The sequence below is a fragment of the Sinorhizobium sp. 22678 genome (genome assembly GCF_052044265.1).
Lineage (GTDB): Bacteria > Pseudomonadota > Alphaproteobacteria > Rhizobiales > Rhizobiaceae > Sinorhizobium > Sinorhizobium meliloti_A.
The window spans coordinates 363047-385412 of sequence record NZ_JBQEMS010000003.1; the positions used below are offsets into that span (position 1 = coordinate 363047).

Annotated in this window: 17 protein-coding genes; 10 read left to right on the top strand and 7 right to left on the bottom strand. The window is 63.7% G+C overall.

Going from position 1 to position 22366, the window contains the following annotated elements; translation table 11 throughout:
- Positions 1 to 86 precede the first annotated feature (86 nt).
- The gene (locus ACTJKL_RS07240; protein ID WP_440852556.1) at positions 87 to 1970 is read left to right on the top strand and encodes a sigma-54-dependent Fis family transcriptional regulator; all 1884 of its coding nucleotides are present in this window, start codon (positions 87 to 89) and stop codon (positions 1968 to 1970) included.
- 304 nt (positions 1971 to 2274) lie between these two features.
- The gene (locus ACTJKL_RS07245; protein ID WP_440852557.1) at positions 2275 to 4077 is read left to right on the top strand and encodes an NAD(P)/FAD-dependent oxidoreductase; all 1803 of its coding nucleotides are present in this window, start codon (positions 2275 to 2277) and stop codon (positions 4075 to 4077) included.
- Between the two features lie 95 nt (positions 4078 to 4172).
- Here ACTJKL_RS07245 and ACTJKL_RS07250 read toward each other — a convergent pair whose 3' ends face one another.
- Both ACTJKL_RS07250 and ACTJKL_RS07255 read right to left on the bottom strand, forming a co-directional pair.
- Entirely contained in the window at positions 4173 to 4931 is a 759-nt protein-coding gene (locus ACTJKL_RS07250; RefSeq protein ID WP_338284190.1) for a sulfite exporter TauE/SafE family protein, read from the bottom strand.
- Positions 4932 to 5031: 100 nt separating this feature from the next.
- Positions 5032 to 5736 (bottom strand): GntR family transcriptional regulator, encoded by a 705-nt coding sequence (locus ACTJKL_RS07255; protein ID WP_275599597.1) that lies wholly within the window; start codon positions 5734 to 5736, stop codon positions 5032 to 5034.
- Positions 5737 to 5839: 103 nt separating this feature from the next.
- On the opposite strand from ACTJKL_RS07255, the gene ACTJKL_RS07260 reads away from it, so the two are divergent.
- The 8 genes from ACTJKL_RS07260 to ACTJKL_RS07295 all read left to right on the top strand — a co-directional run bounded on the left by ACTJKL_RS07260 (position 5840) and on the right by ACTJKL_RS07295 (position 15106).
- Complete coding sequence (locus ACTJKL_RS07260; protein WP_018095931.1) at positions 5840 to 6571, top strand: FadR/GntR family transcriptional regulator; 732 nt, start codon at positions 5840 to 5842, stop codon at positions 6569 to 6571.
- A gap of 52 nt (positions 6572 to 6623) precedes the next feature.
- The gene (locus tag ACTJKL_RS07265; protein ID WP_440852558.1) at positions 6624 to 7595 is read left to right on the top strand and encodes a dihydrodipicolinate synthase family protein; all 972 of its coding nucleotides are present in this window, start codon (positions 6624 to 6626) and stop codon (positions 7593 to 7595) included.
- A gap of 123 nt (positions 7596 to 7718) precedes the next feature.
- Positions 7719 to 9227 carry an ABC transporter substrate-binding protein gene (locus ACTJKL_RS07270; protein WP_440852559.1) on the top strand — a complete coding sequence of 503 codons (1509 nt, stop codon included), beginning with the start codon at positions 7719 to 7721 and terminating at the stop codon, positions 9225 to 9227.
- Between the two features lie 72 nt (positions 9228 to 9299).
- A complete protein-coding gene (locus ACTJKL_RS07275) occupies positions 9300 to 10223 on the top strand; it encodes an ABC transporter permease (protein ID WP_003532182.1) in 924 nt (307 codons plus the stop codon).
- 11 nt (positions 10224 to 10234) lie between these two features.
- Complete coding sequence (locus ACTJKL_RS07280) at positions 10235 to 11167, top strand: ABC transporter permease (RefSeq protein ID WP_026168691.1); 933 nt, start codon at positions 10235 to 10237, stop codon at positions 11165 to 11167.
- Positions 11164 to 12804 carry an ABC transporter ATP-binding protein gene (locus ACTJKL_RS07285; protein WP_440852560.1) on the top strand — a complete coding sequence of 547 codons (1641 nt, stop codon included), beginning with the start codon at positions 11164 to 11166 and terminating at the stop codon, positions 12802 to 12804. Before ACTJKL_RS07280 ends, ACTJKL_RS07285 begins: the two co-directional genes overlap by 4 nt.
- Complete coding sequence (locus ACTJKL_RS07290; protein WP_100670892.1) at positions 12801 to 13688, top strand: DMT family transporter; 888 nt, start codon at positions 12801 to 12803, stop codon at positions 13686 to 13688. The genes ACTJKL_RS07285 and ACTJKL_RS07290 overlap by 4 nt, the downstream gene beginning before the upstream one ends.
- 197 nt (positions 13689 to 13885) lie before the next feature.
- Positions 13886 to 15106 carry an integrase core domain-containing protein gene (locus tag ACTJKL_RS07295; protein WP_440852561.1) on the top strand — a complete coding sequence of 407 codons (1221 nt, stop codon included), beginning with the start codon at positions 13886 to 13888 and terminating at the stop codon, positions 15104 to 15106.
- A gap of 8 nt (positions 15107 to 15114) precedes the next feature.
- Here ACTJKL_RS07295 and ACTJKL_RS07300 read toward each other — a convergent pair whose 3' ends face one another.
- The 5 genes from ACTJKL_RS07300 to ACTJKL_RS07320 form a co-directional block, all read right to left on the bottom strand.
- The gene (locus tag ACTJKL_RS07300) at positions 15115 to 16047 is read right to left on the bottom strand and encodes a 2-hydroxyacid dehydrogenase (RefSeq protein ID WP_440852562.1); all 933 of its coding nucleotides are present in this window, start codon (positions 16045 to 16047) and stop codon (positions 15115 to 15117) included.
- A gap of 2 nt (positions 16048 to 16049) precedes the next feature.
- On the bottom strand, positions 16050 to 16775 hold the full coding sequence (locus ACTJKL_RS07305) for a ribonuclease activity regulator RraA (protein ID WP_440852563.1): 726 nt from the start codon (positions 16773 to 16775) through the stop codon (positions 16050 to 16052).
- Between the two features lie 25 nt (positions 16776 to 16800).
- Positions 16801 to 18522 carry an L-arabinonate dehydratase gene (araD, locus tag ACTJKL_RS07310; protein WP_440852564.1) on the bottom strand — a complete coding sequence of 574 codons (1722 nt, stop codon included), beginning with the start codon at positions 18520 to 18522 and terminating at the stop codon, positions 16801 to 16803.
- Between the two features lie 134 nt (positions 18523 to 18656).
- Complete coding sequence (locus tag ACTJKL_RS07315; protein ID WP_275599604.1) at positions 18657 to 20861, bottom strand: amylo-alpha-1,6-glucosidase; 2205 nt, start codon at positions 20859 to 20861, stop codon at positions 18657 to 18659.
- Between the two features lie 128 nt (positions 20862 to 20989).
- On the bottom strand, positions 20990 to 22090 hold the full coding sequence (locus tag ACTJKL_RS07320) for a glycosyltransferase family 4 protein (RefSeq protein ID WP_338284182.1): 1101 nt from the start codon (positions 22088 to 22090) through the stop codon (positions 20990 to 20992).
- Positions 22091 to 22366 lie beyond the last annotated feature (276 nt).

The following is a 22366-nucleotide window of genomic DNA, read 5'->3' on the forward strand; positions in this document are numbered from 1 at the left end:
TGCATCGAGCCGCCGCTTCCTTTACTTTCGCCCCTGCCATGCGCAAACTCTGCCGGAGGAGCAAGCGCGGTCGTTGGGAGGCGGCGATGGTTTCACATTCCGAGCATATCCGCGAAATCGAACGCGTCAGCCGTGGTCTTCCCGTGCGCCGCGACGAGACCGTCGTGAAATCGTGGCTGCGCTGCCTGGAGCATCACCGGCTCGATCCGGCGCAGAGTTGTGAAGCCTATATCGTCCCGGAAACGCGACTTAGGGAACACCGCCAGCAATCGGAGGATCTGATCGCCATCGCCCGTTCGGGGCTCGAAAACCTGTTCCGCCAGGTGGCGGGGCAGAACTACGTGCTGCTGCTTTCCGACCGCGAAGGCGTGACGGTCGAGTTCCTCGGCGATCCCCTCTTCGGCAACAGCCTGCGCAAGGCGGGGCTCTATTTGGGTTCGGAGTGGTCCGAATGGCGCGCCGGGACCTGTGCGGTGGGCGCGTGCCTGGAAACGGGAGAGGCGCTGACGATTCACCAGACCGACCATTTCGACAACACCCACACGCCGCTCTCCTGCACGGCCGCGCCGATCTACGACATCCAGGGCGAACTCTCCGCCGTCCTCGACATCTCGCTTCTGAGTTCGCCGATCCTAAAGGCGAGCCAGAATCTTGCACTGCATCTGGTGACGGCGACCGTAAGGCGCATCGAGCTTGCCAATCTCATGGCGCAAGCGCGCAACCAATGGGTCCTGCGATTCTCGCGCTCTCCCGAATTCCTCGACGTCGATCCGGAGGCGGCGATCTCGATCGACGGTCTTGGCCGGATCGCCGGCATGACCCATGCAGGGGCGAAAGTCCTAGCGCGCTCGACAGGCCTCGACTGGCGCGATCCACGGCAACTGATCGGTGAGCCGGTGTCGCGCTTCTTGGACATCGAGATCGATGATCTGTCCGACCTTACCCGCCGGCGTCCGACCCAGGAGCGGCTCGTCTTCGCCCGGGACGGAAATGCGCTCTTCGCCCATGCGATCGAGCCGCACTCGAAGGTCCGCGCACCGCTCGCTTTGCACGAACAGATTCCACCGGCCTTGCGGCGGCTCGGCGGCGAAGCGCCCGTGATCGCGGCGCTCCAGGCAAAGGCGGCAAAGCTTGCACGGACGCGATTGCCGATCCTCATTCAGGGCGAGACCGGGACGGGCAAGGAACATCTCGCGCGCGCCATCCACGAGGGCAGCGGTCTCAAGGGCCAGTTCGTCGCCATCAATTGTGCCGCGATTCCGGAGCAGCTGATCGAAAGCGAGCTTTTCGGCTACTTGCCGGGAGCTTTCACCGGTGCGTCGGCCAAGGGCCGCAAGGGTCTGATCGAGCAGGCGGACGGCGGAACGCTCTTCCTCGACGAAATCGGCGACATGCCGCTTTCCCTGCAAAGCCGGCTGTTGCGCGTGCTTGCCGAAGGCGAGGTGCTGCCGGTGGGCGGGACGGCGCCGCGGAAGGTGCGTATCCGGGTCGTCTCGGCGTCGCATCGGCCGCTGCAGAAACTCGTCTCGCAAGGCGCATTCCGCGAGGATCTGTATTACCGGCTCAATGCCGCCACCCTCTCGCTCCCGGCCCTCAGGGACAGGCCGGACTTCGACTGGGTGCTGGAGCGGCTCCTGAAGCGGCACAGTGACGGCGAATTGATATTATCCGCGGCGGCCCTGGCTGCGCTCAAGGCTCATGATTGGCCGGGAAACATCCGCGAACTCGACAACGTCATCGCCGTCGCCGCGGCACTTGCCGAGAACGGCGTCGTGGAGCCCGGCGACCTGCCGGACCACCTCCTGGCGAATGCGGGCACTGTCGGCGGAAGCGAGGCGAGCGCTGCCTTGAGCCTGACGCTCGCCGCTTGCGACTGGAACATTTCCGAGGCTGCCCGCCGGCTGGGGCTCGATCGCTCGACGGTGCACCGGCAGATCAAGCGCTACCGCCTCAAGCCGCACCGCCATTGAGGCGCGGCGCCCCCTGCAGCCGGGATACCCCCTGGCCTGCCGGCCAGAGGCGGTCACACCTCACCGCAGTCCTCGACGCGTATATCCGTTGGGAGGCGTAATCCCGGTGGCTGCCGTGCAACAGGCGCGGCGCCACACATGTTGCAGCCGCGTCGCTTCATGCGACACCTCCACGCTCTCTGCTCCTTGAAAATACGTGGTTTTCTGCCTTGGCACGGTCATTGCAGAAGGTGGTTCGACGATTGGCGTCTGCGGGCGGTTGAGGAGCCGCCCGTGTGCTATCCAAGCGAAGAGGAGGATACCCATGCTTGAAGAAAGTCCCGGCACCCGCATCGATACCGCGCTTGCCAAACTCGGAAAAGCCCTTGAGCAGGGCGACATCGATACGGCCGTCAATCTGTTTCAAGCCGACTGCTATTGGCGCGACCTCGTTGCCTTCACCTGGAATCTCAAAACGATGGAGGGGCAGGACCAGATCCGCGACATGCTGACGACGCAGCTCGCGGCGATCAAGCCGGCGCGCCTGCGCCAGGACGAGAACGAACCGGCAAGCGCCGGCGACGGCGTCACCGAAGGGTGGTTCGAGTTCGAGACCGAGGTGGCGCGCGGCCACGGCCATATCCGCCTCAAAAACGGGCTGATCTGGACGCTCCTGACGACGATGACGGAGCTCAAGGGGCACGAGGAGCCGAAGGGGCTCAGGCGGCCGCTCGGCGCCGAACACGGTCATGACCCGAACCGCAGGACCTGGAAGGAAAAGCGCGAAGCGGAAGCAGCCGAACTCGGCTACACGACGCAGCCCTATGCCGTCATCATCGGCGGCGGCCAGGGCGGGATCGCGCTCGGCGCGCGCTTGCGGCAGCTCGGCGTGCCGACGATCATCATCGAGAAGAACGAACGACCGGGCGACAGCTGGCGCAAGCGCTACAAGTCGCTCTGCCTGCACGATCCGGTCTGGTACGACCATCTGCCCTATATCCCCTTCCCCGAAAACTGGCCGGTCTTTGCGCCGAAGGACAAGATCGGCGACTGGCTGGAGATGTATACCAGGGTGATGGAACTCAATTATTGGAGTTCCACAACCTGCAAGTCGGCCCGATACGACGAAGCGACCAGGGAATGGACGGTGGTCGTCGAGCGCAATGGCGAGGAGGTCGTCCTCAGGCCGAAGCAGCTCGTTCTCGCAACCGGCATGTCCGGCAAGCCAAACGTGCCGAAGCTCGAAGGCCAGGACATATTCAAGGGCGAGCAGCAACATTCGTCGCAGCATCCCGGTCCCGACGCCTATCGCGGCAAGAAGGTGGTGGTCATCGGCTCCAACAATTCCGCGCATGATATCTGCGCCGCACTTTGGGAAGGCGGCGCCGATGTGACCATGGTGCAGCGATCGTCGACCCACATCGTCAGATCGGACACGCTGATGGAGATCGGGCTCGGCGATCTTTATTCCGAGCGGGCGCTTGCCGCGGGCGTGGCGACGCGCAAGGCCGACCTGATCTTCGCCTCGCTGCCCTACCGAATTATGCACGAGTTCCAGATTCCGCTTTACGAGAAAATGCGCGAGCGGGACGCCAGGTTCTATGCCGATCTCGAAAAGGCCGGCTTCATGCTCGACTGGGGCGCTGACGGCTCCGGTCTGTTCATGAAATATCTGCGCCGAGGCTCCGGCTATTATATCGACGTCGGCGCCTGCGACCTCGTCATCGACGGCAGCATCAAACTGAAGTCCGGTTCCGACGTCAGCCACCTGACCGAGGATGCCGTGGTGCTGAAGGACGGCACCGTGCTTCCGGCCGAACTCGTCGTCTACGCCACAGGCTACGGTTCGATGAACGGCTGGGCAGCGGACCTCATCTCGAAGGAGGTCGCCGACAAGGTCGGCAAGGTCTGGGGCCTGGGCTCCGATACGCCGAAAGACCCGGGTCCATGGGAGGGCGAGCAGCGCAACATGTGGAAGCCGACGCAGCAGGAGGCGCTCTGGTTCCACGGCGGCAACCTGCATCAGTCGCGGCATTATTCGCAATATCTTTCGCTGCAGTTGAAAGCGCGCTGCGAAGGCATATCGACGCCGGTCTATGGCCTTCAGGAACGCCACCATCTATCCTGATCGGCAGTGCCAGCCGGAGAAGTCCGGCTGGCACCCGGCAGCCCGGTAGGCGGGCCGGATCCTGAGTGGAACCCGAGCGCACTCGATCGGCGGGATCAAGTGCTCCCCGGCAAAATCCGCAGGAGCGTCTCTCTTTGCTCCCAGATCATCAACGCTCCGCTCAGCGCCATGAAGCCGATCACGATTGCGCGGAAATTCAGCTCGCTCATGTTCGTCAGCACGCGCTTGGCGAGCCAGTTGGAGACAAGCGCACCCAGCCCGGCTGCGATGCCGAACAGCAGCAGCTTGCCTGTCAATGCTCCGAACGCCGTATAGGTGCCGATCTTGGCGAGATGCATGGGTAGGGAGATTGCTGTCTTGGTCCCCACCATCTTTTCCTTGGTGATGCCGGCATTGAGATAGAGCGTGTTGAGGATCGGCCCCATGGCTCCGATGAGGCCGGAAAGAAATCCGACGATGAATTGTGCCGGGAAAAACCACCAGGTTGCAACCGCGAAGGTCCTTTCCCGCCGGCCGAAGCCGTACTGGAATATTGTCGAGATCAGGAACAGACCGACGACGATCTGAAGCCATTCCGCCGAGGTGTTGGAGAAGGCGGCGGCGCCGAGGACGCCGCCGAGGGCCGCGCCGGGGAGACCCCACGCGACGACGCGCCATTCGATATCCCGGAAAAACACCAGGATGCGCCCGCCTCCCGCAATGACGGTGGCGACCGCGGCCACGGGAGCGACGGCCTGGGCACCGGCGATGAAGCCGATGAGCGGCACGAGAAGCATGGCTCCGCCTCCGCCGCCGATCGTCGAAACGATCCAGGCGATGAAACCCGAGGCGGCGAGGAGCAGATAATCCATCATGTCGAACTTGCCCTCAGGCGAGCCGGATCAGACAAGGAGATCCGCGGGACCGCCGTCCGCGAACCTATCGATGAGGTGGCCGCGCGTGGCTCCCGGCATGTTAGCCGAGTTCTATGTAGTCCGGATAACGCGCCGCGATGTCGTCGATCATCGACAACGTGCCGGAGAGGTGGGTCTTCATCGCCTGCGCTGCCTCGACCGGCGCACCCTTTTCGATGCTTTCGATGATCATGTCGTGCGTGTCCACCACACGTTTGGTGCCGACATTAACGAGATTGAGACGCCGCAGACGATCGATATGGCCGCTGTGGCGGCGGATGATCGGCCAGATATGCTCCAGCCCCGCTTCCTCGAAGATGATGAAGTGGAACGCACGGTCGGCCGCCAGAAACTCCGCATGTTCCTTGGAGGCGAGGGCTTTCAGCCTGGTGTTCGCCGCTCGCAGCCGGTCTGCGATCTGCCGCCTGCCGGGCTTTTCCGCCAGATTGAAGACGGCTTCCTGCTCGACGGCGCGGCGCATGAGGTGGGTCTGGCGTGCCAGATTGATATCGATTTTCGACACCAGCGTCGCATATTGCGGATAGACGGTGACGAGGCCTTCCTCCTCCAGGCGCATCAGCGCGTCACGCACCGGCGTCTGGCTGAGACCGAACTGTTTCTGCAACTCGACGCGCGAGAGCGCCGTACCGGGGGCAAGGTCGAGTGCGAGGATCCTCTCGCGCAGATATTCGACGATTTGCGGCGCGATCTGCCGGGTGCGGTCAAGGCCGCTGCGGTGTTTGGCAGCCGGAGCTTCCGATATCAAAAATCCAATCCTCCAGGACGGTTTCAGATCCTGTAATAATGCATTAATGTGTTAGTGTGAAGTGGATCTCGCCGGCCGGCCCGGCAGGACAGGAAGGATCGCCGTGCCCGCGAAGTCGCCCATCCTCGAAAGCCTAGCCGAAACCCGCCCGTCGAGCTATGCCGATCAGGTCTACGGGCGCATCCTGCACGACATATTGAACGGCATCTTTCAACCGGGCGCGCGGCTGCCGACGGAGAACGAACTTGCCGAACGCTTCGGCGTCTCGCGTCCGGTCGTCCGCGAGGCGCTTGCGCGCCTGCGGGTCGACGGCCTCGTGGAAGCGCGGCGCGGCAGCGGCACCTATGTCTTGAGCAGGCCCTCGCAAGATCTGCCGAACCTGGCCGACCTGGAAGACATTTCGCGCTTCCTGCGCTATCAGGAGCTTCGCTTCTACGTGGAAGGTCAGGCGGCAGCACTGGCAGCGGAGCGGCGCACGGAAAAGCAGCTTGCCGCCATCCTCGAAGCCCATGAGGCCTTCGCCCATGAGGTCGGCCGCGGGGCTTTCCTTCCCGAAAGCGACCGGCGTTTCCATCTTGCGATCTGCGAGGGAACAGGAAACGAGTTTTTCGCCAAGGCGCTGGAAGGTTCGGAGGTTTCGCTGACCAGCTTCATGAATGTCTCGCTTGCTCTCACCCGGTCCGGATCGCAGGCACGCGCCCGTCGGGTCATTGCCGAACATGCCGAGATCGTCGAAGCGATCCGCACGAAAGATGCCGTATGGGCGCGGGTGGCGATGGAAACGCACATCATCAAGGCGCGCCGAAGGATGACGGACGGAACGATCGACTCCTGATAGGTAAATATATTTTACAAATCATCGGGTATGTTGTAATGAAAACCGACTTATGGAGGAGGTTCTCATGCAAACTCGACTTGACGCCCGTGATTACGCAGCTTCCGTGGTGGCGGTCCCGCCCATCGCGTTGAATGCGGACCTGACGGTGAACGCCGACGCCAACGTGGCGATCATTCGCCATATCGAGGCAGGCGGGGTGCGTATTCTCCTCTATGGCGGAAATGCCAACCTTTACCATTTCGGCCTGGACGACTATCGCGCGGGGATGGAGGCGGTGATTGCGGGCGCTGCACCGCAGACCGCTCTCGTCACGTCGATCGGTCCGGACTTCGGCAAGGCCCTGGCGCAGGTGCCGATCGCCCGCGATCTGGGTTTCAAGAACTTGATGCTGCTCCCGACGCAGTTTCCGGCAGATTCCGCCGGTGTCGCCAATGGCGTGCGCCGCCTCGCGGCGGTCCTTGGCCATGGCCTGGTGCTCTATCTGAAGCGGGAGAATTATGTCGATCCGGACGAGCTTGCCCGCCTCGTCTCAGAAGGCGCGGTCGATTTCGTCAAATATGCGGTGGAGCGAGCCGATCCGGCGCAGGACGCCTATCTCGACGCCGTCATGGCGGCGATCGGGAAAGACCGGATGGCGAGCGGCATGGGCGAAACGCCGATCCACGACCATCTCGGCCGCCGCGCAATGACGACCTATACTTCGGGCGCGGTCTGCATTGCCCCTTCGGCCGCGATGGAACTCCTTACGCTCTACAAGGCCGGGCGCGGAGCCGAGGCATTGGAGCTCAGCCGGCCGTTTCTGGAGTTCGAGAGAGTTCGCACAGACCTTGGCGGTTTGCAGGTGCTTCATGACGGCATGCGGCTGGCGGGGATCGCCGACACGGGCCCGCTGATGCCGATGATCTCCAATCTGAGCGCTGCGAAGCTTGGCCCCGTCGGCGTAGCGGTTGAGAGCTTGAAGCAGGCTGAAGCCGCCTGCCTGAGGCGCTCCGGAAAGGCAGCCGCGACCGCTTCAGCCTGAGTTGACACTTTCGTGTGGACACACTAATACATTAGTGCGCTAGTGCGGATGCGGTGCCGGAGGACTACGAGGCCGAAAACGGCCCGCCGCAACGTCCTGGTCTTTATCGAGGAGGAGAAAGAAATGACCATCCGCTATTGTACCCGCGCCGTGGCGCTTTTGACCGCGACGCTCTTTTCCGGCGTCGCGATTGCCGCCGAAGGCGAGGTGAAGATCGTGTTGCCGGAGCAGCCGGCCAATCTCGATCCCTGTCGCTCCATCAGGTCGGACATCGGCCGCATCATCAATTCAAACATTACCGAGACCCTGACTGTCATCGACACGGAGAAGGGCACCGTCGGCCCCTGGCTAGCGGAAAAATGGGAGCAGGTGGACGATCTGACCTGGCGTGTGCATCTCAAGAGCGGCGTCAAGTTTCAGGACGGCGCGGCATTCGACGCCGAAGCGGTGGTCAAGTCCATCAATCGCCTGATGAACCCCGACCTCACCTGCGACAGCCGCTCGAAATTCGGCGACGTCAAACTGACGCCGAAGGCGATCGATGCGCAGACGGTGGAGATCTCCTCCGACAGCCCGGTGCCGATCATGCCGACGCTGCTCGGCACCGTGCAGATCGTCTCCCCCAACATGCCGTTCGACAAGGAAAGCAACGATCCCGTGGGCACGGGACCCTATGTCGTCGAAAGCAAGTCCAACGAACAGATCGTCCTGAAGCGTCACGATGCCTACTGGGGCGCCAAGCCGGACGTCACGCGCGCGACCTATGTCTGGCGCAGCGAGTCGGCCATCCGGGCGGCCATGGTCGAATCCGGCGAAGCGGACATGACACCATCCATCGCCGTGCAGGACGCGACCAATGCCGAGTCGGACTTTGCCTATCTGAACTCAGAGACGACGCGCATGCGCATCGATGCGCAGATTCCGCCGCTCGACGATGTCCGCATCCGCAAGGCGCTCAACATGGCCATCGACTGGGACGGCATGGGCGAAGCGCTGTTCGGCAAGGACGTTCTGCGGGCTTCGCAAATGGTCGTCCCGGGCGTTCGCGGTCATAACCCCGGTATCAAGCCATGGACCTACAATCCCGAAGAGGCGATGAAGCTGGTCGAGCAAGCCAAGGCCGAGGGTGCTCCGGTCGACAAGGAGATCGTGCTGATCGGGCGCAACGGCTTCTTCCCGAACTCGGCCGAAAGCCTCGAAGCGATGCGGTCCATGTGGCAGGAAATCGGGCTCAACGTCTCCATACGCCAGCTCGAAGCGGCCGACTGGGTGCGCTATCTCGACAAGCCCTTCCCGGAGGGACGGGGGCCGACGCTCTTCCAGCAGCAGCACGACAACAACACGGGCGACGCCGGGTTTACCGCTCCGGTCATGTATCTGAGCGAGGGACAATATTCGACGATCGCCGATCCCGACCTCGACGTCGTGCTGAAAAAGGCGATGGCCGCGACCGGCGACGAGCGTGAAAAGCTGTTTCAGGAGGTCTTCGCGAAGGTGCACGACGAGATCGTCGCAGACGTGCCGATGTACCACATGATCGGCTATGTCCGCGTCGGCTCGCGCCTCGACTGGAAGCCGGACCTCAAGACGAACAGCGAAATCGCGCTCTCCGAGATCCATTTCAAGGACTGACGAACCCGACCTGCCGCCGCGGCGTGTCTCACGTCGCGGCGCCCTCCTTGATTACGGTGGAAAGGAAACGCCGTGTTCGCTTTCATTCTCAGACGCGCCGGCCAGAGCCTGATCGCGGTGATCGGACTTCTGGTGCTCGTCTTCTTCCTCTCGAGGCTTACCGGCGATCCGGCCTATCTCTATCTGCCGCTCGATTCTTCCGAAGCGCAGCGTCAGGCCTTCTCGGAAGCGCACGGCTTCAACGATCCCCTGGTCGTGCAATTCGGCCGTTACCTCGTCGATCTCGCGCGCTTCGATTTCGGGGACGCGCTGAGCCGCAACCGGCCGGCCATGGAAGTAGCGCTCGAGGCCTTTCCGCAAACGCTGAAGCTCGCCGTGATCGCGATCGTTCTTTCTCTCTGTCTCGCCGTCGTCGTCGGGTCGCTTGCCGCGGCACGCCCGAACAGCCTGTTCGACAAGATCGCGAGCACCGCGTCGCTGGCGGGCGCCAGCGCCCCGGATTTCTGGGTTGCGATCGTGGCGATCCTTGTCTTCTCCGTCGGACTGGGCCTGCTTCCGACCTCCGGGACGGGAACGGCGCTGCATTGGATCATGCCGATCTTCGTGCTGACCCTCAGACCCTTCGGCCTGCTGGTCCAGGTCGTTCGCGGCACGATGATGGGTGCGCTTGCCTCGCCCTATGTGAAGACCGCGCGGGCCAAGGGTGTGAACCGGTCCCGGATCGTCTTCCGGCACGCCCTGCGCAACTCGCTCCTCCCGGTCATCACCGTCGCCGGCGACCTTGCCGCAAGCCTCGTCAACGGCGCCGTCGTCGTGGAAACCATCTTCGGCTGGCCGGGGATAGGCAAGCTCATGATCGACGCGATCGTACGGCGCGACTTCGCGCTCATCCAGGCGACGGTGCTGGTGACGGCGATTGCCATCTTCGTCCTGAACATCGCGATAGACCTCGTCTATGCGCGGCTCGATCCACGCATAAGGTTTGAAACGAGATGAGTGCGACGGCCATGACGACTTCCGCCGATACCCCCGAGACGAAAGTCTCGCGTTTTCAGATACTGCGTCTCGTCAGCCGGGACTGGCTTGCGCTCGCCGCCGTGATCTTCCTGCTGGTCGTGGTCGCATGCGCCGTTTTCGGTCCGTGGCTGATGGGCGACCTCATCGACAAACCGAATTTCCGCGCGCGAAACATGGCGCCGTTCAGCCTGTCTCAGGGTTGGACCTATGTGCTCGGCGCCGACACGCTCGGCCGCAGCCTGCTCGCGCGCCTCGTGGTGGGTGCGCAGAACACGATCGGCATTGCGTTCTTTGCGGTGCTCTGCTCGGTCGTCATCGGCGGCATGCTCGGCTTGATTGCCGGCTATTCGCGAGGCGCCGCCGGCACGATGATCATGCGGGGTGCTGACATCGTGATGAGCTTTCCTTCGCTGCTGCTGGCGCTGATCGTCCTCTTCAGCCTGGGCCCTTCCGTCACCAACCTCATTCTGGTGCTGGCGATCACCCGCGTGCCGATCTATCTGCGCACCACGCGTGCGGAAGTGCTCGAGGTGAGAGAGCGGATGTTCGTCAGCGCCGCCGTCGCGCTCGGCGCCAACCACACACGCATCCTTTTCCGTCACATCGCCCCGATCGTGCTGCCGACGCTGGTCACGATCGGAGCCATCGACTTCGCGACCGTCGTTCTCGCCGAGTCGTCGCTGAGCTTCCTCGGCCTCGGCATCCAGGCGCCTGAATTCACCTGGGGAGCCATGGTCGCGACCGGCCGCGGCTATCTCTCGACCGCCTGGTGGATCGCCTTCTGGCCGGGCCTGGCGATCCTTTTGACGACGCTTTCGCTCAATATCCTGTCGAGTTGGTGGCGCACCTATGCCGATCCGCAGCAGCGGTGGCGGATCGAACTCGCCCGCTCGAAGAAGGGCATTCCGGAGAAACGCAAATGACCGGCCCACACCTCCTCGAGGTCAAGGATTTGACCGTGGATTTCCTGTCGCTCGGAGGTGCCTTCCGTGCGACGAGCGGGGTCAGCTTTCATGTCGACGCCGGCGAGACGCTCGTGATCCTGGGCGAGTCCGGCTCCGGCAAGTCGGTCAGCGCGAGTGCGATCATGGGGCTCATCGACACGCCTCCGGGCGATATCTGCGCGGGTTCGGTCGCCTATCGCGGGCGCGATCTCTCCTCGTTTTCGGAGGGTGAGCGGCGGGACCTCAACGGCCGGAGGATCGCGATGATCTTCCAGGACCCGCTCTCCCATCTGAACCCCGTCTATACGATCGGCTGGCAGCTGGAGGAGGTGTTCAGTGTCCACGGAGTTGCGACCGGTGCCGAGGCTCGGCAAAGGGCGGTCGACATATTGAGGCGCGTGGGCATCCCGGAGCCGGAGAAGCGCATCGACCAGTATCCGCACCAGTTTTCCGGCGGCCAGCGCCAGCGCATCATGATCGGCATGGCGATCGCGCTCAAGCCGGAAATCCTGATTGCCGACGAGCCGACGACGGCACTCGACGTGAGCGTGCAGGCGCAGATCCTCGAGCTTCTGAAGAAACTGCAGGCCGAAGAGGGCCTTGCCATCATCATGATCACACATGACCTCGAGGTCGCCGCCAATATGGCCGACCGGGTGATCGTCATGAAGGCCGGCCGCATCGTGGAGGAGGGCGAAGCCCGCGCCGTCTTCGAAAATCCCGCCCACAGCTACACGCGGACGCTGATCAATGCCCTCCCGCATGCCGACGATGGAGCGCCGGCGAGGCCGCCGCGGCCGGCCGGGAAACCGATCCTGGAAGTGAAGAACATCGACAAGTTCTACACGCTCTCGTCCGGGTTTTTTGCGAAGCCGGCGCGCTTGCATGCAGTCAAGAATCTGAGCTTCGACGTCGCAGCCGGCGAGACGATCGGGATCGTCGGCGAGAGCGGCTCCGGCAAATCGACCGTCGCGCGCGTGCTTCTGGGCCTGAACGAGGCTTCCGGCGGCCAGGCGCTGTTTCACGGACGCGACGTGCTGAAGATGGACCGCAAGCAACTGCTGGCCTTCCGCCGGAAGGTGCAGATGGTGTTCCAGGACCCCTACAGTTCGATGAACCCGCGCATGACGGTGTTCGACATCGTCTCGGAGCCGTGGCGCATCCACAAGGACATTCTGGAGAAGGCGCGCTGGCGCGACCGGGTCACCGAATTGCTGGGGCTCGTCGGCTTGAACCCCGAGCACGCCAAACGCTATCCGCACCAGTTCTCAGGCGGCCAGCGGCAGCGCATCGCCATTGCCCGAGCGCTTGCCTGCGATCCGGAGCTCGTCGTCTGCGACGAAGCCGTCTCGGCGCTCGACGTCTCGGTGCAGGTGCAGGTCATCGACCTTCTGGCGGAATTGCGTGACCGGCTGGGCCTTGCCTACATCTTCATAACCCATGACCTGCCGATCGTTCGTCACTTTGCCGATCGCATCATCGTCATGAAGAGCGGCGAGATCGTCGAGCACGCGACGACGGAAGAGATCTTCCGCAACCCGCAACATGCCTATACGCGCCAGCTCATCAATGCGACTCCGAAGCCGAAGTGGCAGACAGCCGCCGACGCGGCATGAAGAAGATCGCCCTGCCTGCGGCCGTCGCCGGAGCCCTGCTGATGGGGGCAAATTCCCTGGTCGCGGCGATGGACGGCGTCATCGTGCGCTTCGTGGCCGGGGAGGTCCACCCGATCGGCATCGTCTTCTTCCGTAACCTTGCCAGCCTGATCGCGCTCTATCTGATGCTGTGCCGCCGCGGATTTCCGCTCGGCATCGCGCAATTCAGCGGCCGGTCGATGCATTTCTCCGTCCATGCGATCAGGGCCGTCGTCAAGCTTCTGGCGCTCGTCGCGGCCTTCATTGCCGTCACCGAGATACCTTTGGCCTCCGCGACCGCGATCGCGTTCACCATGCCGCTCTTCGTCGCGCTCGGGTCGGTACTTTTCCTCGGGGAGCGGTTTGCCTTCGCCCGGGTCCTCAGCCTCATTGCCGGCTTCGCCGGTATTCTGATCGTCGTCAGGCCGGGCGCCGCAACCTTCCAGTCAGGCGCGGCCTGGGCGCTGGCGTCAGCGGTCGGTCTCGCCATCGTCGCGCTGTTGATGAAGGTTTCGGCCGAGCGCGAGGACCCGCTCAGCATCGCCTGGCTGAACCTGCTCGTGACGGTGCCCGTGGCTTTCGTCATGGCTCTGCCCTTCTGGCAGACGCCTTCGCTGTTCAGCCTCGCCCTCATGGCGCTGCAGGGTATCGGCGGCCTTTTCGCCCAGCTCTCCTTCGCGAGGGCAATGAAGCTCGCCGACGCTTCGCTGCTGGTTATCGTGGACTTCATCCGGCTGCCGATCGCCCTCGTTCTTGGCCTGGTGCTTTTCGGCGAGCCGATCCGGCTGGAGGTCGTGATCGGCGGAGCGATCATCCTTGGGGCGATCGCGTTGCTCTTTCACCGCGAGGGGAGGAGGCGAGGATAGGGACGGGGCCGCGAGCGTGCAATGCAAGGAACGAACCCCTCCCCAACCCCATTCACAGGTGGGGCGGGGGTGGGGAGGGGTTCTTGCGAACGGTTCAGACCGGGTAGATTGTCGACAGATTAGACCGGGATGATTGTCGACAGGTTAGATTGGCATCTGAGGGGGACCTTTTGATGCCGTTTAACGAGACTTGTCGGATGGAAGAGCGGGTTCGGATGCTTTCGGATTATGACAGCGGGAACTGGAGCGTTTCGGAGCTTTGCCGTCGATACGGTGTTTGCCGCGATACGTTTTACGCGTGGCGCAGTCGGCGCGACAGCGGGGTTTCGGACTGGTTTGTGGATCGCTCGCACGCCCCGCAGCACTGCCCGCACCGAACCGCGGAGGGCCTGAAGGAAGAGATCGTCGCAATGCGGCAACGTTTTCCCGATCTGGGGCCGCGCAAGCTGTTGGCAAAGCTTTCGCGTCAGGCGCCGGAGATAGTCTGGCCGGCGGCGTCGACGATTGGAGACATTCTCAAGGGGGCCGGACTGGTTTCGCCGGTGAAGCGCCGCCGCCGGCCGATCGACCAGCGGCGGCCGTATGCAGCGGTAACGGCTGTGAACGACGAATGGAGTACCGACTTCAAGGGCTGGTTTCGCACCACGGATCAGCAACGGATCGACCCGTTGACGATCACAGACGGCCACAGCCGCTTTCTGATCGATGTCCGGATCGTTGCGCCGACGATCGAAGGGGCCATCCCGGTCTTCACCGAGGCTTTTCGGGTTTACGGCCTGCCGCTGGCTATCCGCTGTGACAATGGTGCGCCGTTCGGATCACGCGGGGCCGGCGGACTGACACGGCTTTCGGCTTGGTGGCTGAAGCTGGGCGTGGAGCCGCATTTCATCAATCCGGCTTCACCGCAGGAGAATGGTCGGCACGAACGGATGCACCGCACGCTCAAAGCTCACACGTCGCGCCCGCCAGCCGCGAGTGCGGCAGAGCAGCAGGACCGTTTCGATGCCTTCCGCTGGTACTACAATCACGAGCGCCCGCATGAAGCGCTCGAGCAACAGCTGCCGGTCGAGTTCTACGAGCCCTCGCAGCGGCCGATGCCGGTTCAGGCGGAAGACCCCTGGTATGACGCCGATCACCAGGTCCGGCGCATTCGCAACTCCGGCGAGATCAAGTGGAAGGGCGGACTCGTCTTCATCAGCGAGGCGTTGATCGGCGAGCTCGTCGGCATCGCCGAACTTGAGACCGGCGACTACGTCGTGCGCTTCTGCGACCTCGATATCGGCCTTATCGATCGCCGCGGCAGGTTCAGCCGGTTCGCTCCGCCCCGTCCGGGGCTTCGCGAACCCGCTGAACCTGCCGCAACCCAAAATCTGTCGACAATCATCCCGGTCCAAAATGTCGACCATCAACCCGGTTGAACAAACGATCACGCGTGGCGGCTCTCGAAATGCTCCACCAATGCGGCAACCATGCTGTCGCCCATCTGCTGCCGCGTCTCGCGCGTACCGCTGCCCATGTGCGGCGAGAGGACGACGCGCGGATCGGCGCGGAGCGCTTCCGGGACGAAGGGCTCCTTTTCGAAGACGTCGAGTGCCGCTCCGGCGATCCCGTTTCCGGCGAGCGCCGTGATGAGCGCCTGTTCGTCGACGATCGTGCCGCGCGAGACGTTTACCAGATAGCCTTCCGGGCCGAGGCTTGCGAGCACGGCGCCGTCGACGAGGCCGATCGTCTCGGGAGTGGCGGGACAGGTGACGATCAGAAGATCGGCCCAGGCCGCGAGCGCCTCGATGCCGTCGAAATAGGGAAGGTCGACAGGCTTTCGTCTCGGGCCGTAATAGGCGGTCGGCGCTCCCATCACGCTCAGCCGGGCGGCGACCGCCGAGCCGATATGTCCAAGCCCGACGATCCCCGTCTTCATCGATCTCAGCGAGCGGCCGAGCGGGAAGGCGCTCTCGCCCCACTTGCCCTCGCGCACGAAATCGTGGCCGCGCATGAGGCCGCGCGTGGCCGAAATGCTTAGTGCAAGCGCAAGATCGGCGACATCCTCGGCAAGGATCTTCGAGGTATTGCGGACGACGACGCCACGGGCATGCGCGGTCTCGACGTCGATGCCGTCGAGACCGGCACTGTAGCTGGAGATGATCTCCAGCGCCGGCAGGCGGTCGAGCATGGCCGCATCGATATGGGCGTGCCTGACGGCGATGCCGCGAATCCGCGCTCCGTATTCGGAAAGAAACGGCCCGATCGCCGAGGCATCCTTCGGCAGCCGGACGGTATTGAAGATTTCCTTCAGTTCCAGATCGGTCTTTTCCGGCAGTTCGGCGGCCTGAAGGATGGTGATGTCCCTAAGCATCGTCATGCCTAGCGTCCCTTGGCCCGGCGCCAGGCGGCAAATTCCGTCTTCGTCTCATCCTTGGTGGCGGGATAGAGGCCGATGATGGAGCGGCCCTTCAGGACCTCCTCGGTGACGAAATCTTCGAAGGCCGTCATCTCGACGGCTTCGGCGGCGATCTCATCGGCGAGATGGGCGGGGACGATGACCACGCCTTCGCGATCCCCGACGACGACGTCTCCCGGCCAGACGGCGACGTCGCCGCAGCCGATCGGAACGTTGATGTCGAGCGCCTGGTGCAGCGTCAGGTTCGTCGGCGCGGAAGGACGGCTGTGATAGGCGGGGATGTCGAGTTCGCCGATTTCCGGGCTGTCCCGGAAGCCGCCGTCGGTGACGACACCCGCGACGCCGCGCACCATCAGCCGCGAAACCAGGATCGAGCCCGCGGAAGCCGCCCGCGGATCCTTCCGGCTATCCATCACCATGACGAAACCGTGTGGGCACTTCTCCACGGCCGCGCGTTGCGGGTGTTCGGGATATTGAAAGACGGAAAGCTGGTTCAGGTCCTCGCGGGCCGGAATGTATCGAAGGGTAAAGGCCTGGCCGACCATGTTCTTCGCCTTCGGCGAGACCGGACGAACGTCCTGGATGAACTGGTTGCGCAGGCCGCGCTTGAAGAGGGCGGTGCATAAGGTGGCGCAGCTTACGCCTTCGAATTTCCTGCGTGTTTCGTCGGACAGAACATAGGTGGTCATGTTTCCTCCCTGGAATTTCGTGAAATCAGAAAATGTCGGGCTCGCCCACAGCGGCGCCGAAGGCAGTCTCGAGAAAGTCGAAATCGCAGCCCTCATTGGCCTGCTTGATGTGCTTCGAGAACATCCAGCCATAGCCGCGCTCGTATCTGTCGGCGGGCCGCGTCCACTCGGCGCGGCGTTTCGCCAAGGTCACTTCGTCGACCAGCATGTCGATCGTCCGGTTGGGGACGTCGACGCGGATGATGTCTCCGGTCCTGACGAGCGAAAGGGGGCCGCCGACATGGGACTCCGGCGCCACGTGCAGGATGCAGGCGCCGTAGCTCGTCCCGCTCATGCGGGCGTCGGAGATGCGCAGCATATCGCGGTAGCCCTGCTTCAGGATTTTTTTCGGGATCGGCAGCATGCCCCATTCGGGCATGCCGGGCCCGCCCTTGGGCCCCGCATTTCTGAGGATGAGCACGTGGTCGGGCGTGACGTCGAGATCCTCGTCGTCGATGGCGGCCTTCATCTCCGGATAGCTGTCGAAGACGAGCGCCGGCCCCTCATGGACCCGCAGCCGCTCCTCGCAGGCGGACGGCTTCACAACGCAGCCATCCGGCGCCAGATTGCCCTTCAGGACGGCGAGCGAGCCTTCATGGTAGATCGGGTTCGAAAGTGGCCGGATGACGTCGGAATTGTACACCTCCGCCCCTTCCAGCGTCGCCCCCAGGGGAAATCCGCTCACCGTCATCGCGTCGAGATGCAGGAGCTCCTTCATTTCGGCCATCAGTGCACGAAGCCCGCCGGCATAGTAGAAGTCCTCCATCAGGTACTGCTTGCCGGAGGGCCTGATATTGGCGATCACCGGCGTCGTACGGCTGACCCGGTCTAGATCTTCGAGCGTCAGCGGCACCCCGGCGCGTCGCGCCATGGCGATGAGATGCACCACGGCATTGGTCGAACAGCCCGTCGCCATCGCCACTGCACTCGCATTTGCGACCGATTTTTCAGTGATGATCTGCTCAGGTCCCAGCTTCTCGTGCACCATCTCGACGATCCGCCTGCCGCATCGCGTGCTCATGCGGATGTGGTTGGCGTCGGCGGCGGGGATGGAGCTTGCGCCGGGAAGCGTCAAACCGAGCGACTCGGCGATCGCCGTCATCGTGCTTGCCGTTCCGAAGGTCATGCAGTGGCCGTAGGAGCGGGCGATCCCCTCCTCCACGCCGACCCATTGCTCATCCGTTATCGTTCCCGCACGGCGCTCGTCCCAGTACTTCCACGCATCCGAGCCGGAGCCGAGATGCTCGCCCTTGTAGTGCCCGCGCAGCATCGGGCCGGCCGGCAGGAAGATCATCGGGAGGCCGGCACTGATGGCCCCCATGACGAGGGCAGGCGTGGTCTTGTCGCACCCGCCCATCAGCACGGCGCCGTCGATCGGATGGCCGCGCAGCAATTCCTCGGCCTCCATGGCGAGGAAATTCCGATAGAGCATCGTCGTTGGCTTGAGCGAGCTTTCCGAGAGCGACTGCACCGGCAGTTCGACGGGAAAGCCGCCGGCCTGCAGCACGCCGCGTTTCACGTCCTCGATCCGGTGCTTGAAATGAGCGTGGCACGGATTGAGATCCGACCATGTGTTCAGGATGGCTATGATCGGCTTCTCGCCCCAGTCCTTGGCGTCATAGCCCATCTGCATCAGGCGGGAGCGGTGACCGGAAGAGCGCAGATCATCGGGGGCAAACCACCGTGCGCTTCGAAGTGTGGATGTCATTGGCTTGGATATTCCCGACAGGTGGATCTTCCACGCCGATGTAGCATGCCGGGAAACATGGCGCAATACACTAATGCATTAGTGTAGATCGGGTGGGCCGGGAGCAGCCTGCGGTGCTCCCGCAACGTTCCAACTCAATGCGTCGTCAGCACCTTCACTCCGCCTCTCCGGTCCAGGACGTCGACCACGACCTGGGATCTCGACCGCCTCAGGGCTATGTCAACCATCCCCGAACCGACCCGCAGCCGTTTCAGCACGACCTCGTCCAGGAAGGGCGGGAGCGTCGGTTCGTGCAAGGTCACATGCATCCTCCCGGCATCGAAGCCGAGGCCGATCATCGACTGGAGCAGATAGAGGGGCGCCGCCGCCGCCCAGGCCTGCGGCACGCAGGAAACCGGATAGAAGGTGGGCCCGCGGGCGCGCTGGCGCGCGAAGCCGCAAAATAGCTCCGGCAGACGTCTGAGGTCGGTGTAGGTGGAGGCCGCGAACAGCCCTTCGAAGATGCTCGCCGCCTCTGCTTGAAAGCCGTAGCGCACGAAGCCTGCCGCGATCAGCGCATTGTCGTGTGGCCAGACGGAGCCGTTGTGGTAGCTCATCGGATTGTAGCGCGCTTCCGAGGCGGCGATCGTGCGCACGCCCCAGCCGCAGAAGGAGGATTGCGCCATCAGCGTCGACACCACCCTGCCGGCGCGCTCCGGCAGGGCGATGCCGGTGAAGAGGGCATGGCCCGCATTGGAAGAGCGGACGCGGCAGGGATTCTTGTCCCCGTCGAGGGCCAGCGAATAGGTTCCAAGCTCATCATCATAGAAGGCCGTGTCGAACCGGATGCGCAGGTCTTCGGCCCGTCGTTCGAGCCTCAGCGCATCCTCGGCATGGCCGAGCTTGCGCGACAATCGGGCGGCCGCCTGCCAGGCGCCGAAGACATAGGCCTGTACTTCGGCGGCCGCGATCGGCCCCGAGGCCAGATTGCCCCCTGCATGGAAGATCGAATCGTGGCTGTCCTTCCAGCACTGGTTCACCAGGCCCTTTGCGGTGCGGCTTCCATATTCGACGAAGCCGTCGCCGTCGCGGTCGCCGAAACGGTCGATCCAGTCAAGTGCCGCCACCACGTTCGGCCAGAGGCTCCGCACGGTATCGAGATCGCCGGTGCGATCGAGATAGGCGCCGGCAAGCATGATGAAGAGAGGGGTCGAGTCGATGCTGCCGTAATAGCGCCGGAAGGGCACCTCGCCGAGTTCCGCCATTTCGCCGTAGCGCATCTCATGCAGGATCTTGCCCGGCTCCGCATCGGCGGCGGGGTCGAAATCGGTCGCCTGGTTGGCGGCCAGATGCCTGAGCACGCCTTTCGCGATTGCCGGGTCGAGCCACAGTGTTTCGAGCGCGGTGATGAGCGCGTCGCGGCCGAAGACGGTGCTGAACCAGGGAATTCCGGCGTAAGGGTAGGGACCTTCGGGGGTTTCCGTGAGCAGCATGTAGAGATCGGCGACGCTGCGCCTGACGGCTTCGTTGAAGACGGCGTTGGAGGTGACCACCGCAGCGGCGCGCGAGGCCGAGTAGCGCAGCGCCCTCCTGGCATCCCGCAACGCCAGAAAGAAGTTGAAGGACGGCGGGTGCGGGTTGTCCCGGACACTGTTGCAGACGATCTCGATGAAGATCGATTGCGCCTGGTGCGGCGCGAGCTCGACGACAAAGCTCGCCTCCTGTCCGGTGAGCCTCTCCGGTTCCGGATCGAAGCGGAGCGTCGTGCTGCGGGTCTGGCCGTCGAGGCCGTCATAGGCCAGAACGACCCGGGCGTTGCCGACCAGCGCGCTGTGATGGGTGCCGCGGCGCCGCCTGGGGGTGCCCCGCACCTCGAAAAGGTCGGCGAAGTCGGCGGCGAAGGACAATTCGACCTGCAGCCTTCTCGGCACTTCATCGAAGTTTCGGAAGACCAGGCGCTCGTAGCAGGCCTCCTGCCAGAGGAACCGGGTACGGCGCACGTGAATGAGGTCATGCTTCAACACCTCGCCACCGGGATCGAGCACGAGAGCCGGATTGGTGAGATCGCAGTCGAGCGTGGCATTGTCGTCCCTGAGCGTGGAACTCAGCAACAGCGACCGGGCGCCGTTCAACGTCAGCACGAACTGCGACAGATGGCGGGTGTCGCGGTGGAAGATCCCCTCCGGATTGGAAGGAGAGGAAAAAGCGTCGCCGTTGTGATCGAACACGGCGAAGGTATCGCCGTGCTTCAGGGATCTGGAGCTTCGCTCGTAACGCGAAACCGCTGCAGGCCCCAGGTCGTCCGCAGATGTCACGTCGGGAGCGGCTTGGGCCGGCCCCCCGGAGAGATTGCTTCCCATCGGATCGGTCTCCGTTGCGTGCGAGCAGAATGAGGGAGGTGCGTGCCGTTTTCCACGCGCATCCCGCTTCGCTCCTCGAGTAGATCACGATGCGTTCAGGTCGATCAGAACTCATCCGTGATCCGGTATCAGGCGACCCTGGTAGAGCCGGGGCCCGCCCCGCTTTCGTTCGCCGCATGGATCGGCAGGACCCTTTGAGCGCCGCCTGCCAGGGCGCGATAGAGATCCAGATAGTCATCTGCCATGCGTCGGGCGGTGAAGCGTCTGTCGAAGGTCGCCCGGACCGTGTGGCGATCGAGCCAGTCGAGATCGTGGACCGCCTTCACGGCCTCCTCCATGCTGTCGACGATGAAGCCCGACACGCCGTGGTCGATGACCTCCGGCACCGAGCCGCAGCGGAAGGCGACCACCGGCGTGCCGCAGGCCATCGCCTCGATCATCACCAGCCCGAACGGTTCGGGCCAGTCGATCGGGAAGAGAAGGGCACGTGCATTGCCAAGGAATTCGCCCTTCTGACCTTCGTCTATTTCGCCGATGAATTCGACGTTCGGATAGCGCCGGACAAGCGGCTCGATCTCGTTCAGCCAATAGGCCGCGTCCGCTTTGTCGACCTTGGCGGCGATCTTCAGCGGCATGCCGACCCGGGCAGCGATTTCGATCGCGCGGTCGGGCCGCTTTTCGGGCGAGATGCGGCCAAGGAAGGCGAGATAGTCGCCCCTCGGCTGGCCGGTGAAGGGAAGGACGTCCGGAGCCAGACCATGATGGACCGTGGCGACCCAATTGACCGGCGGCATCGGCTTTCGCTGGTCGTCGGAGATCGAAATCAGGGGAACATCCGGGAATGCGGCATAGAAGGGCTGGAGGTCGGGCAGATCGAGGCGGCCGTGCAGCGTCGTCACCGTCTTTCCGGCGAGGCTGCGAACGAGGGGAAAATGCAGGAGATCGATGTGGAAGTGCAGGACGTCGAAGCCATTCGCCTGCCGGCGCACTTCCTCCAGCATCAGCATGTGATAGGGAATCGGGTCCAGAACCGCAGGGTTCAGTCTCAGCGCCATATCCGAGCAGGGAACGAGCTTTGCCGAGGTCATCGAGTCGCCGCTCGCAAAGAGGGTGACCTCATGGCCCTGCCGGACGAGCTCTTCCGTCAGGTGGTGAACGACGCGCTCGGTCCCGCCGTAGAGCTTCGGCGGTACACGTTCGAACAGCGGTGCGATCTGGGCTATCTTCATGAGCGACGCTCCTTGGATCGGGAAGTCATGAAGCGTTGTGAGCCTCCGTTGGGAACCTCCGGGGCGGACAACATCTATGATCTAGTCGATGCGCCGGGCGCTTCAAGAGCAACGGCGAACCGACGCGGCCGGATGACGCCGATCTGTTCTTTATGGACGTGGGGCTCAGGCCGGCGCCCGGCCGGGCTCGTCATGCCGACCTTCGACGAGGTCTTCGCCCCGCACCGGTCGGCAGTTGACCTCACACACGCACGTCCGGTCGGAAGGTCGCTCAGC

Bases quoted from the DNA above. Each gene is read 5' to 3' on its own strand.
- ACTJKL_RS07240 (WP_440852556.1), top strand. From the start codon at position 87: ATGGTTTCACATTCCGAGCATATCCGCGAAATCGAACGCGTCAGCCGT.
- ACTJKL_RS07245 (WP_440852557.1), top strand. From the start codon at position 2,275: ATGCTTGAAGAAAGTCCCGGCACCCGCATCGATACCGCGCTTGCCAAA.
- ACTJKL_RS07250 (WP_338284190.1), bottom strand. From the start codon at position 4,931: ATGATGGATTATCTGCTCCTCGCCGCCTCGGGTTTCATCGCCTGGATC.
- ACTJKL_RS07265 (WP_440852558.1), top strand. From the start codon at position 6,624: ATGGAGGAGGTTCTCATGCAAACTCGACTTGACGCCCGTGATTACGCA.
- ACTJKL_RS07270 (WP_440852559.1), top strand. From the start codon at position 7,719: ATGACCATCCGCTATTGTACCCGCGCCGTGGCGCTTTTGACCGCGACG.
- ACTJKL_RS07280 (WP_026168691.1), top strand. From the start codon at position 10,235: ATGACGACTTCCGCCGATACCCCCGAGACGAAAGTCTCGCGTTTTCAG.
- ACTJKL_RS07285 (WP_440852560.1), top strand. From the start codon at position 11,164: ATGACCGGCCCACACCTCCTCGAGGTCAAGGATTTGACCGTGGATTTC.
- ACTJKL_RS07290 (WP_100670892.1), top strand. From the start codon at position 12,801: ATGAAGAAGATCGCCCTGCCTGCGGCCGTCGCCGGAGCCCTGCTGATG.
- ACTJKL_RS07295 (WP_440852561.1), top strand. From the start codon at position 13,886: ATGGAAGAGCGGGTTCGGATGCTTTCGGATTATGACAGCGGGAACTGG.
- ACTJKL_RS07300 (WP_440852562.1), bottom strand. From the start codon at position 16,047: ATGACGATGCTTAGGGACATCACCATCCTTCAGGCCGCCGAACTGCCG.
- ACTJKL_RS07305 (WP_440852563.1), bottom strand. From the start codon at position 16,775: ATGACCACCTATGTTCTGTCCGACGAAACACGCAGGAAATTCGAAGGC.
- araD (WP_440852564.1), bottom strand. From the start codon at position 18,522: ATGACATCCACACTTCGAAGCGCACGGTGGTTTGCCCCCGATGATCTG.
- ACTJKL_RS07315 (WP_275599604.1), bottom strand. From the start codon at position 20,861: ATGGGAAGCAATCTCTCCGGGGGGCCGGCCCAAGCCGCTCCCGACGTG.
- ACTJKL_RS07320 (WP_338284182.1), bottom strand. From the start codon at position 22,090: ATGAAGATAGCCCAGATCGCACCGCTGTTCGAACGTGTACCGCCGAAG.